12 protein-coding genes are annotated in these 12,162 nt (G+C 63.4%); all 12 read right to left on the bottom strand.

Annotation, left to right across the window (positions count from 1 at the left end; translation table 11 throughout):
* Positions 1 to 72 precede the first annotated feature (72 nt).
* A complete protein-coding gene (locus tag MXC99_RS07005; protein WP_247724770.1) occupies positions 73 to 1,221 on the bottom strand; it encodes an ABC transporter substrate-binding protein in 1,149 nt (382 codons plus the stop codon).
* A gap of 627 nt (positions 1,222 to 1,848) precedes the next feature.
* Positions 1,849 to 2,559: a 3-oxoacyl-ACP reductase FabG gene (gene fabG, locus MXC99_RS07000; RefSeq protein ID WP_247724769.1), complete on the bottom strand. Its 711-nt coding sequence runs from the start codon at positions 2,557 to 2,559 to the stop codon at positions 1,849 to 1,851.
* 76 nt (positions 2,560 to 2,635) lie between these two features.
* The gene (locus tag MXC99_RS06995; protein WP_247724768.1) at positions 2,636 to 3,181 is read right to left on the bottom strand and encodes a GNAT family N-acetyltransferase; all 546 of its coding nucleotides are present in this window, start codon (positions 3,179 to 3,181) and stop codon (positions 2,636 to 2,638) included.
* Positions 3,182 to 3,217: 36 nt separating this feature from the next.
* Positions 3,218 to 3,685 (bottom strand): GNAT family N-acetyltransferase, encoded by a 468-nt coding sequence (locus MXC99_RS06990; RefSeq protein ID WP_247724767.1) that lies wholly within the window; start codon positions 3,683 to 3,685, stop codon positions 3,218 to 3,220.
* A 57-nt stretch (positions 3,686 to 3,742) separates the two neighbouring features.
* Positions 3,743 to 3,988, bottom strand: a complete 246-nt coding sequence (locus tag MXC99_RS06985; protein ID WP_107220521.1) for a YfhL family 4Fe-4S dicluster ferredoxin — start codon at positions 3,986 to 3,988, stop codon at positions 3,743 to 3,745.
* A 25-nt stretch (positions 3,989 to 4,013) separates the two neighbouring features.
* Complete coding sequence (bcrD, locus tag MXC99_RS06980; protein WP_103893749.1) at positions 4,014 to 4,862, bottom strand: benzoyl-CoA reductase subunit D; 849 nt, start codon at positions 4,860 to 4,862, stop codon at positions 4,014 to 4,016.
* A gap of 2 nt (positions 4,863 to 4,864) precedes the next feature.
* Positions 4,865 to 6,181, bottom strand: a complete 1,317-nt coding sequence (gene bcrA / locus MXC99_RS06975) for a benzoyl-CoA reductase subunit A (RefSeq protein WP_247724766.1) — start codon at positions 6,179 to 6,181, stop codon at positions 4,865 to 4,867.
* Positions 6,182 to 6,191: 10 nt separating this feature from the next.
* The gene (bcrB, locus tag MXC99_RS06970; protein WP_107220518.1) at positions 6,192 to 7,490 is read right to left on the bottom strand and encodes a benzoyl-CoA reductase subunit B; all 1,299 of its coding nucleotides are present in this window, start codon (positions 7,488 to 7,490) and stop codon (positions 6,192 to 6,194) included.
* A 2-nt stretch (positions 7,491 to 7,492) separates the two neighbouring features.
* Positions 7,493 to 8,653 (bottom strand): benzoyl-CoA reductase subunit C, encoded by a 1,161-nt coding sequence (gene bcrC, locus MXC99_RS06965; RefSeq protein WP_247724765.1) that lies wholly within the window; start codon positions 8,651 to 8,653, stop codon positions 7,493 to 7,495.
* Between the two features lie 2 nt (positions 8,654 to 8,655).
* Positions 8,656 to 9,432: a cyclohexa-1,5-dienecarbonyl-CoA hydratase gene (locus MXC99_RS06960; RefSeq protein WP_247724764.1), complete on the bottom strand. Its 777-nt coding sequence runs from the start codon at positions 9,430 to 9,432 to the stop codon at positions 8,656 to 8,658.
* Positions 9,432 to 10,565, bottom strand: coding sequence for a 6-oxocyclohex-1-ene-1-carbonyl-CoA hydratase (gene oah / locus MXC99_RS06955; protein WP_247724763.1), 1,134 nt, complete (start codon positions 10,563 to 10,565; stop codon positions 9,432 to 9,434). Before oah ends, MXC99_RS06960 begins: the two co-directional genes overlap by 1 nt.
* Before the next feature lie 50 nt (positions 10,566 to 10,615).
* Entirely contained in the window at positions 10,616 to 11,683 is a 1,068-nt protein-coding gene (had, locus tag MXC99_RS06950; protein ID WP_247724762.1) for a 6-hydroxycyclohex-1-ene-1-carbonyl-CoA dehydrogenase, read from the bottom strand.
* Positions 11,684 to 12,162: the final 479 nt, after the last annotated feature.

The following is a 12,162-nucleotide window of genomic DNA, read 5'->3' as shown; positions in this document are numbered from 1 at the left end:
AAGCGGGATCCTTTGGATTGATTGATTGAAAAGGCCGCCGAGCGGAACACCCGGCGGCCGTCACCAGATCGTTTACTTGGCGAGTTTCCAAGCGCCGTTCTGGATCTGCACCATCACTCGGGCACGCTGATCGAGGCCGAGGTGATCGGTCGGGCTCATGCTGAAGATGCCGTGGGCACCGACGACTTCAGAGACACTTTCGAGGGCGTCGCGCAGGGCCGCACGGAATTCGGCGGTCCCCGGCTTGGCGCTCTTGAGCGCGGCCGGCACGGCGGCTTCGAGCAGCACGCCCGAGTCCCAGGCGTGGGCACCGAAGGTCGACACGCTGCCCTTGCCGTGGGCCGCCTCGTACGCGTTGATGTACTTCATCGCGCTGGCCTTCACCGGATTGTCGGCAGGCAGTTGCTCGGCGACCAGGACCGGTCCGGCAGGCAGCAGCGTGCCTTCGCAGTCACGCCCGCAAACCCGGAGGAAATCGTTGTTGGCGACGCCGTGGGTCTGGTAGACCTTGCCCGTCCAGCCGCGCTCCTTCAGCGTTTTTTGCGGCAGGGCGGCAGGAGTGCCCGAACCGGCGATGAACATCGCGTCGGGGCGTGCCGACATCATCTTCAGTACCTGGCCGGTAACCGAAGTGTCGGTGCGATTGAAGCGTTCGTTGGCGACGATCTCGATCCCGCGCGCTTCGGCGATCGACTTGAACTGCTCGTACCAGCCCTCGCCGTAGGCGTCGGCAAAGCCGACGAAGGATACTTTCTTGACGTTGTTGCTGGTCATGTGCTGGACGATCGCAGTCGCCATCTGGGCGTCGTTCTGCGGCGTCTTGAACACCCAGCGCCGCTTCTCGTCCACCGGCTCGACGATGCGACTCGAAGCCGCCCACGAGATCATCGGCGTCTTGGTTTCTGCGGCGACGTCGATCATCGCCAGCGAATTCGGCGAAGTGGTCGAGCCGAGCACGATATCGACCTTGTCTTCGGAAACGAGCTTGCGAATGTTCTTCACCGCACTGGTGGTGTCCGAGGCGTCGTCGAGCACGACATAGCTCACCGACAGGCCGCCGATCGTCTTCGGCATCAGATCGACGGTCTGGCGCTCCGGGATCCCGAGCGAAGCCGCCGGGCCGGTCGCCGAAACGCTGATCCCGACCTTGAGCTGGGCCTGGGCCGTACCGGCGACGAAAGCAAGACTCATCGCGACCAACAGGGTTTTCTTCAATTTCATGGTGTTTCCTCCGGCTTGATGCCTTTGTATGCTTTTCGGCGACGGCCCTGCGGACAGCCTGCCGTCTTCAACGCGACCCGATGACGCTCGCCAGCGAACGTTCCGCAGCCACCGGCGACATGTTAGACGATTCTGACGAATCGAAACACTCCAAAGATGGCGCTATTTTCACCCCATGAAGCAAAACCAAACGTATTGTCCAGCATCCGCGCGAATCACTTTCCCAAGAACCATGCGCACGCCCCAAAATGCCAAGACTGCTACCCTAGCACAGGCTTCTGCCGCATGCGATCGGGCCCTTCGGATGCCTCCCCTCCCTCCTTGCTCCCTCTTGCCGGCGCCCGGTCAGAGACACCATCCAGCCTAGCGCCGTAAGCCACCGGAAGCCTTTCAGCCGCCATGCGCTGAAATGGGGTACATTAACGCCAACAGACTACCCAGTCAAACAATTGTTTGTTTAATTAGATGAAAATGGGCGATGCAGCCCAGCCTCCCGCCCGCACCGCAGGGGGTCCCTCGGAATGCTCCGCAAAAAAACAATCCCCACCGGGCACCATTGCCGGGCAGGGATCATCCATCAGGGCGCACCGGAGGCCGGGCAATCCCCGGCACGTTCGGTGCAGGCGCTCAGATGTACTGACCGGAGTCCACCCGGATGACTTCGCCGGTAATCATCCGGGCCATGTCGGAGAGCAGGAACACGACCGCGGCGGCGATGTCCTCCGGTGCGGCCAGCTTGCGCAGCGCGGATTCCTGCAGGGCGCGGTCGAGCACTTCGGGCGGCAGGGCGCGGGCCATTTCGGTCATCACCATGCCCGGAGCGACGGCGTTCACCGTCACCCCCTTCGGACCAAGCTCGCGCGCAGCCGTCTTGGTGAGGCCGATCATTCCGGCCTTGGCCGAGCTGTAGTTGGCCTGGCCGAACTTGCCGCGCATGCCGTTGATCGAGGTGATATTGACGATGCTGCCGCAACCGGCGGCGACCATTCCCGGCGCGCAGGCGCGCAGCATGTGGAAAGCCCCGCTCAGATTGACGTCAATCACCGAGCGCCACTCGTCGTCGCTCATCTTCAACAGGCTGCGGTCGCGCGTGATGCCCGCGTTGTTGACCAGCATCGTGGGCGGCGCCGGCAGACTCGCGACCGCTTGCGCCACACTGTCGGCATCGGCGATGTTGACCCGGTGCAGCGTGCCCGCCGACTCGTTGGTGTCGGTGAGGTCGAAGACATGGACTTCAGCGCCACGCGCCACCAGGGCGTTGGTGATCGCACTGCCGATCCCGCGCGCGCCACCGGTCACGATGGCCACACGGCCGCACAATTCGCCAGAAAAACTCATTTCGTTCCTACCTTGAAAAAGTAAGCCCGGACACGACCAGCGTGCCCGGGCTGTGGGTTACAGACAGGGCTTCGGCTCAGTTCAGCGGACGTGATAGCGCCAGTTGCTGCCCTGGGCGGAAGCCGCAGCGCTCGAGGAAGTGCAGCAGGCCGAACTGGTTCCATTCGACTTCAGAGCGGACCGACTCGACCCTGAGCGTGGTCAGATTGGCAAGCAGCTGGGAAACGAGCGCACTGCCGATATGGCGTCCCTTCATGGCCGGATCGACGCCCACGGTGTCGATCACCGCTGCTGCTGCGGCACGGCCGAATTCGCCGAAATCGACGCGTGCCATCAGAAAGCCGACCACGGCACCGTCCTGCTCGGCGACCACCGAGACGCGCACGCCGGAGCCGCCGAGCGCTTCCTCGAACTTGCGCCGGTAATACGCGCTGCGATCCTGGCCGCTGTCGTGGCGGTCGATGCGGACGACGGCATCGAAGTCTTCCTGCGTCAGCGAGCGCACCGGGATCCGGTCGCGCGACAGCGCTACGGCATCGTCCGGGTTGGGGTCGCTGTAGTTGGGTTCCCCGGAAAACTGGTCGATCATCTGCTTCGTAGTGGGATGGGGATGGCTGGTCATCGTAGATCTCCGTCAATGGTCCGTTGCAGCGGGAACTCAGAAGTTCACGTACTCGGTCGGGCGTTCGAGCACCACCCGCGGCGCCAGACGGAAACCTGCCGCGGCAAAGAACTCGACCAGCGCCGGCTGGTTCCACTGCGCCTGCGTGCGCATCTCGTTGGCCCCGCGCGCACGCGCGACACGGTCGAACTCATCCATCAGCGCCCGCGCCACCCCCTGGCGCTGGGTGCCCGGGTCGACGGCGATCGCGTCGAGTACGGCAACCCGCCCCTTGACGCCGAACTCGCCATCGAGCAAGTGCCCGAGCGCGAAGCCGACGATGTTGCCGCCGCGCTCGGCGATGCAGGAGAAGAAGCCTTCTGCGCGCGCCTGCTCGGCCTTCAGTCGGCGCTCGAAGAAGCTGGTACGGCTACCGCCGCCACTGGTCATGGCGTCGAGACGGGTAAGACGGTCCACATCGCCGGCGGCGAGCGGGCGCAACCTGGTTTCGGTATTCGCAGTCATCATGCCTCCCGTAAGAATGTGAAAAGGGGCCACCTATTGGTGGCCCCGGCAGGTCAATCAGCCGTGCAGGCGATCGTACTTCTCCTGCAGTTCTTCGCGCGTTTCGCGGTAGTCCGGATTATCCGGAATGCAATCCGCCGGACAGACCAGCCGGCATTGCGGCTCGTCGAAAGCGCCCACGCACTCGGAACACTTGGTCGGGTCGATCACGTAGATCGGATCGCCCGGGGTAATCGCCTCGTTCGGGCACTCTTCCACACAGGCGTCGCACGCCGTGCAGTCGTCGTTAATGTACAAGGCCATGCTGCTTTCTCCTCGATAGTTTGGCTCAGGCGGCTTCCGCCACTTGCTGCTGGCCGAGGCGGGCCAGTTTTTCATGACGGAAGGCGCCCCACAGTGCTGCACCGATCGCCCCGGCATAGGGCGAGTCGGGATGATTGTAGGCCACAACCGCCATTTTCTGCTCTTGAATCGACTCGTTGAGCGTCTTCAGCAGACCTTCGTCGAGCGCCAGACCACCGGTGCAGAGCACCACGCCTTCGCGTGCACCGACCGACTTCAGCAGCTTCGCCAGGCGGCCGGCCATCGAGATGTGGATGCCCTTCAGGATGTTCGGCGCCGAAATGCCGCGCGACACCATGTTGATGACGTCGGTTTCGGCCAGCACGGCGCAGATGCTCGACACCACTTCGGGGTTGTCGGCCTGCGTCGACAGCGAGCCGATCTCGTCCTGCGCGATGCCCAGATAGCGTGCGATGTTCTCGAGGAACTGGCCGGAGCCCGACGCGCACTGGCTGGTCATCTTGTAGGTTTCGACCTTGCCGCGCTCGTCGTTGCGGATCGCACGGCCGTGGAGCGCGCCGATGTCGAGGACGGCACGCGCTTCGGGGTTCAGGTACACCGCCCCGCGCGCATGCGTGGTCATCGAGTAGAAGTGCCCGGTGTGGAAGGCGAGGCTCTCGCCTTCGCCGGTGGTGGCGACGTAATCCACGTCCGACGCCTTGAGGCCGGCTTCCTCGAGCAGGCCGTTGTAGGCCTCCTCGGCAAGCTTGAACGGGTCGCGCTGACGGATGCGGTCGTTGCGCTTGGCGAGCCATTCGGTCTTGTCGCCTTCGACGCGGAAAAGAACGGTCTTGACCGCGCCAGTGCCGATATCGATGCCTGCAGTGATCGTCATTTTCATGCCTCCACGACGGCGCGACGGGCGAACTCGGAAGCCCCCAGAGCACCGGTATAAATCGAATCCGGGTCGATGTTGATCTGCACTTCGCCGTAGTTTTCCTTGACCAGCTGGCGCAGCTCCTTGACCGCTGCCTCGTTCTTGGCCACGCCACCGGTGAAGGTGAATTGGTCGGTGATGCCGCCCGAACGCGAGATGATCGACATCGCACGCAGCATGATCGCACGGTGCAGGCCGGCGAGGATGTCCTCGCGCTTGTCGCCCAGCGCCAGACGGTCGCGCAATTCGGCGCCGGCGAACACGGTGCAGGTCGAGTTGATGCGGATCGACTTGGTCGACTTCATCGCGAGCGGGCCGAGTTCGTGCAGGCCCATGTTCATCTCGTCGGCGACGTAGCCCAGGTAACGGCCGGTACCGGCGGCACAGCGGTCGTTCATCTGGAAGTTCACCACGATGCCCTTGTCGTCGATCTGGATGCCCTTGGTATCCTGGCCGCCGATGTCGAGCACGGTGCGGGTCTTCGGATACATCAGGTGCGCGCCCAGGCCGTGGCACAGGATCTCGGAACGGATGTGCTCCTTCGGGAAGGGCAGGCGGACGCGGCCGTAGCCGGTGCCGACAACGTAGCGCTCCTGCATGTCGACATCAAGAGCGGCATCGATCGGCGCGCCCAGCGCAGCGGTATCGAGGGCACTGGACATCTCACCACGAACCCGCTCCATCGCGCTGCGGAACTTGCGGTTCATGTCGGCCGACGGCGGACGGTTCTCGACCTCGATGATCGACTTGTCGTACATGTGCAGCAGGTGATCGAACTCGACGCCGTTGGCGCGGGCCACTTCTTCACCGATCTGCATGAAGCGCGAACCGGCGAGATCGCGGAAGAAGTCCGACTTGCGCTGTGCGGTGGGCGAGAACAGGGCGTCCGCCTCTTCCTCGCGCAGGCGGCGGAAGACTTCGGTGAGCGCACCGATGATCGCCTTTTCCTTGCCGGCGAAGCGCGGACCTTCGACGTTGGCCACGCAGGTCTGCTCCAGGTCGCCGAGCTGCTCGATGAACTGCTCGCGGCGGAAGTTGCGGGTCAGACCGTCGATGATTTCATCGACCCGCCCGGCCACCGCCGGCACCTTCTCGAGTTCGCGGCGGATCAGGCTCAGGCGCGCATCGATGAAAGCTTCGAGCTTCGAGACACGCGCGGCGGTGTCGTAGTTCGAGCGCGAGTTGGTGATGCCGCGGCCGAGCACCTGCCCCTTGTCGTCCATGACGACCGCTTTGGTCGTGGTGGACCCCAGATCAATTCCGACGAAACATTCCATGGTTCGCTCCTTACGCGGTTGCCAGCGACGCGCCGCTGCGTTTCTGATCCACCATCTGGAAGTAGCTCTCCAGACGGTTCTTGACGTTTGCGTGCGAGAAATAACGCGGATCGACAAGGTCGGTCTCGATGAACGCGGCCGGCTTGCCGGTGCGCTTCTCGATTTCGCGCATCATCAGCAGCTGCCCAGCGGAGAAGCTGTTGCAGCTCTTGATCGAGTTGATCAGCAGGCCGTCGGCCTGGTACTCGTTCATGTACTTCTCGAGCAGTTCGACGCGCTGCGGCAGGTTGTTGTTGGTGTAGCAACCCAGGCAGTAGTCGGCCAGCGTGCCCAGCGGGTCGTTCGGGTCGTGACGGAAGCCCTGGTCGTAGAGGCCGCCCACCTTGGTGTAGGAGCTCGCCACCACCACCGCGCCTTCGTCGTAGAACAGCTTCCAGAACTCGCGGAAGCTGGTCCAGTTCGGGGGACCTTCGACGACCAGGCGGTACTTCTCTTCCTTCATGTCGCCTTCGGGGGTGATCGGCCCCTTGCCTTCGCGGATGCGCTGCTCGATTTCGCCGCGCAGCAGGCCGTAGTACTCGACCGCATCGGCGGTGCCGCGGAAAGCGGTGAACATCGGGCCGATGTAATACACGCCGCCGAAGTAGGCGTCGATCGGCGAGGGACGGTTCTTCGCGCTCTCGAGCACCCACACCAGATCGTCTTCGGCCTTCGCCGAATTCTTCAGGTATTCGCGCAGACGGTCGATGTCGAACTTGACGCCCGAGACCTGCTCGAACATCGGAATGACTTCTTCCTTGAGCTGCTTGACGACGAAATCACGCATGTTCTTGGTGATCTTGCCATCGCCCTGATACGGGATCTGCAGCATCACGGTCGGGCACTTGTACTCGTGGCGCAGCAGCTCGAACCACTTCATGAAGGTGAAGCAGCCGGTGTAGGACAGCAGCAGCATGTCCGGAGCGGGCATCGGCTTGCCGTTGGGGGCGATGTTGCCGCGGCCCATCATGCCGATGTCGGCCTTGACGTAGGTACACACGTCTTCCGAGTGGCCGGCCTTCTCGGCATCCATGATCATGCCGCCGCTCTGCTTGCGCATGCCGTTCTGGATGGCGTTGGTTTCGGGCAGGTTGTTGACCATGTCGAAGCACATGATCAGCTCGTTCAGGTTGCCCGGCACGAAGGTCGACACGACTTTCTCGCCCGACTCCTTGGTGCCCGTGAGACGATCGTAGTTACCGGCGATCATCTCCTTCTGCTTCACCATCGAAGATTCTTTGATGACTTCAGGGTTGGTTTTTGCACTCATGATTAGCTCCAGAGTTTGATCGAGTCGGCAAAGGTACCGGCCTGCTCACGGATCGGCTGCATCTGGCCCGAGTTCTCGGCGTACTTGAAGGAGATGTAGGGCACCTTGTTCTCCGAGCAGCGGTCGGCCAGCATCGGACGCTCGAGCAGCGCCGGGTCGCAGAAGCTGGGCGCGGCGAAGATGACGCCTTCGGCGGCATTGGTGCGGACCTGTTCGAGCAGGTACTTGCCCTTGTCCTCTTCCTTGTCGTCGTACTTGGCGGCGGTGCTGATCGACTCGTGCAGGAAGGCGAGCGACAGGTTCTGCATCGGATCGCCGGCGGTCGACACTTCGTTGCGCAGGAAGCGATGCACGATCATGTAATCGTCATCGACGATGTAGCAGCCCGAGAGCTCGATCGACTTGATCAGGTTGAGCGGCGGCTGTTCGCAGAACGAGCCGTTGATCACCACGCGACAGTTGTCACGCTTTTGCGCCTCGATCTTGACCGCGGCGGCCAGGTAGTCCTTCAGCATCTGGTTGTGCTCTTCGACCGGCAGCACCAAGCCGGCGCGCATCAGCAGATAGACGTCGGCCGACGGCACTTTCCAGGGCTCGCGCGAACGCAGGCCATAGACATCCTGGACGAGCTTGCGGTTTTCGTTGTAGACCTTGATCGAAGCGCGCAGGGCGTCGTCGGTGATCTTGCGGCCCGACAGGTGCTCCAGGCCTTCGCGCAGTTCGTTCAGTTCGGCGGTGTAGTAGTTGCCGCCGACGTCGTCGCGGTAGTTCTGGGGTACGTCGAAGTAACGCACGTACTTGCCCGGGAACATCAGCTTCCACATGCCCGACAGGTTGCGGATGACGTCACAGATGCTGGGGAACAGCATGCCATCGACGAAATCCATGCGCTTCGACAGGCCGAGTTCGATGGTCGAGCGTGGGATGCGGCAGATGTAGCTCTGGTAGAAGGCGTCGCCGTGGATCACCTCCAGCCCGTCGCCACCACCCATGATGCCCAGGGGCAACATGCCAGCCGCATGAATGATCTCGCGCGGCACATATACCGGCATGTAGGCGATAACCTTGCGAGAGGGATCGGCCTCCTTCCATTGCCTGGCGGCAGTGAAATCAAGGTCCTCGTAAAGCGCTTCACAGCGCGCGATGATGTCTGCCGTACTCATGGTCAACGGTTCTCCCAGTTTGCAGAACGCTTCTCAAGAAAGGCTTTCAGCCCTTCCACCGCATCGTGGCTGGCCATCAGTTCCTCAAGATAGAGGGCCTCCACGGTATCGAGTTTTTGCTTGATGCCCGGCACGCTGTCGCAGCGGGCGGCACGGACCGCGAAACGCAGCGAGCTCGCGCTCAGGCGTGCAATGTGTTCGTCGAACCACTGCAGCGCCGCGGCCTCCGGGTCCTCGGCGAGGACGTCGATGAGGCCGATCCGGTGCCCTTCGGCACCGTCGATGCTGCGCCCCGACCACAGCAGGTCTTCGGCGCAGGCCTGGCCCACGCGCGGCGGCAGCAGGCAGGACGCAGCGGGCGCGAACACGCCGAGACGGATCTCGGGCTGGCCGAACTTGGCGTCCGGTGCGGCGAACAGCAGGTTGCCCGCCGCCGCCACTTCCAGTCCGCCGCCCAGGCACTGGCCGCGCAGCGCGACCAGGATCGGCACCGGGCTGTCGAGCATCTCGCGCACCAGCCCGTGCAGACTCTTCAGCATCTGCGCGCACTGGTCCGGCATGTGCTCGTCGACGCTGGCGCCGAAGCTGAAATGCGGACCTTCGGCATCGAGCAGCACCGCGCGCAGCGCCGGAGCCTGGAGGTGCTCGCGCAGCGCCTGGCGCAGCGCGGCGATCATCGCGGCATCGACGATGTTGGCCTTGGGCCGGGCCAGGCGCAGACGCAGCAGGCTGCCGTCGCGCTCCAGCCAGACCTTCAGCGGGGAGCTGGCCTCGCTCATCACTTGGCACCCGGCATCAGGCTTTCGATCAGCTCGGGCGTCCAGGGCATGCCCTTGGCCAGCGCCTGGCGCAGATCGGTGAATTCGATCTCGCGGCCGGTTTCCTTGTTGCCTTCGTTGAAGGCGCGGAAGCCGGTGCGCGCTTCGTTCATCATGTTCAGCGCAAGCCAGGCGCGGCTGTTTTCCTTGTTGCGGTTCCAGGCGTCGAGCTTGGGCTTGCGCAGTTCCTCGAAGCTCTTGGTCAGGCACTCGGGGAAGGTGGAGATCAGCTTCGCGCACAGCTTTTCGACCGCTTCGTCGAGCAGCGACAGATCGATCTCGCCACGCTTCATCAGCTCCTTGCCCGCGGCCAGCTCCTCGCCGGTCTTGAATTCGCCGTGGATGATGCGGCCGAACTCGTCGAGGTAGCGGTCGGTGATCACCAGCGGGTTGGCGATGAACTTGCCGTCGACCTTGAGCGCCGGCACGATCTGCATGCAGATGCCGAGGCGGTTGGCCTTGTGCGCCGAGAACGGCTCACACAGCGTGCCCGACACCATCGCCTGCTCGCAGCCGATCATTATCGGCAGGAAGTCGGTCGCACCGCCGATCGCCGCCGAGCCGTGCTTCGGACCGGCCTGGCCGAAGTTGGCCAGATCCTGGGCCACGGTGAAGTCGGCCGCCATGCCGATTTCCTGGCCGCCGCCGATGCGCATGCCGTTGACGCGGCAGATCACCGGCTTGTCGCAACCGAGGATCGCCGACACCATGTCGTTGAACAGGCGCATGTACTGGCGGTATTCCTGCGGGTTGCCGGCGTAGTACTCGGCGTATTCCTTGGTGTTGCCGCCGGTGCAGAAGGCCTTGTCACCGACCGCGGTGAACACCACCGTGGCGACGTCACGCGCGCAGGAGGCGGCGCGGAAGGCGAGGATCAGCCCCTTCACCATGTCGGTCGTGTAGGAGTTGTACTGCTTCGGGTTGTCGAGCGAGATCCAGACGTTGTACAGCCCCGGAACCACTTCACCCTTCAGGTTGCGCGCCGGGCGCTTCTCGTAGAGCACACCCGGACAAACGGTTTCGGGCACCAGGTTGTGGTCGACCAATTTCGCCGGCGCGTTCTGCTCGACCAGTTTTTGCGTAGTCGGATTCATGTCATCGAACTCCTGTGTCTTTTCTCGTTGCGTGCTTAAAAGGGATGCGTTCAGGGCGTGAGGATGGCGCGACGGGTCAGCTTGTGGGCATGCGCCGCGGCAAACACTTCGCCGATCTGGTCGAGCGGATGACGCTCGATGAAACTGGCAAGATCGATCTTCTTGTCGAGCACCAGATCGAGCGCCGCCGGGTAGTACTCGGGCAGGCAGCCCCAATTGCCCAGTGCGCGGGCATGGAAGGCCATCAGGTTGGAAAGACGGACTTCGACCTTGTCCATCGTGAAACCGACCACCGCCAGCGTCGCACCATGGGTAAGCAGACCATAGGCACTGGTCTGCCCCGCACCGGTGCCCGAGCACTCGAAAATTTTCCAGCGCGTCAGGCGCAGGCCGTTGGCCTTGGCATGCGCCTCGATCGCCTTCTTCAGATCGCGCCCGGAGATCTCACGCGCGTTGAGCGTGAGCGCCGCACCGTGCCTGGACATCATCTCCAGCTTAGCAGGATCGACATCGATCGCCACCACGCTGGCACCGAAGGCATTGGCGATCTGCACGGCGTAGCCGCCGACGCCGCCGACGCCGATCACCACCGCCACATCGCCCGGCTCGACGCCGGCCTGCAGCACCGCCTGATAGGGCGTGGTGACCGCATCGGCAACCACCGAGACGTCGGCCAGCTGCAGGCCGGCGGCAGCAAGTCGCGCCTCGTCGACCAGGCACAGACCACGCGCCGGCACCACCACATGGGAAGCGAAGCCGCCCTGGATGTCGTTGCCCGGCATCACCTGGTCACGGCAGATCGTGCCATGGCCGGACGTACACAGCTCACAGGTACCGCAAGGCATCACCGCCGGCACGATCACGGCACGGCCCAGCCACTGCGCCGCATTGGCGCCGGCCTGCACCACCCGCCCGCTGATCTCGTGACCAAGCGCCAGAGGCAGCGCATGATTGGTGCGCACGCTGTCGTAGTAGTAGCCGAGATCGGTGTGGCAGACTCCACAGCCCACCACGGCCACGACGACCTGGTCGGCAGAAAGCTCACCGATCTCGAACTCGGCGCGAACCATCGGCGCGCCGGGCGAGGTCATCATCCAACGATGCGGATTGCTGCTCATCTCACTCCTCCATGAACTGACTGAACTCTTCGCCGTCATGACGTTGACGTTAACGTCACGATATTGTGACACATCTCTGTTTAAAAGCGGAAACTGCATGTCGCGATGGACGAACCTTAAACGAGGCCCCCGGACGTCCAGTTGACCTAAGTCAACGGATTGACGTTTGCGTCAACGTAAACTTTGCGGCGTCCAGAGGGATGAAGCAGTGCCCCGGGTGCCTCGGCTCCGGAAGACCCTCGGAAACATCGGTCACCCAACGGCAAGGACGCAGCCGCACCGCACTCGCCGCGCATATGCATATTCATATTGATATGGCCTGTGCGCACACAAGGTGATCCCGAACCGGCCTCAGCGGCCTGCAGTTGAACTTGGAGAATGAGGATGACAGCCCGATCGGTTTCGATAACCTTCGCCGGCAGCGGCGGAGCCGGGGTGATGACGGCAGGCAGCATGCTGCTCGATGCCGCCGGCCACGC

Source organism: Thauera aromatica (genome assembly GCF_023093595.1).
Lineage (GTDB): Bacteria > Pseudomonadota > Gammaproteobacteria > Burkholderiales > Rhodocyclaceae > Thauera > Thauera aromatica_A.
This window is presented reverse-complemented; position numbering and strand designations above follow the sequence as displayed.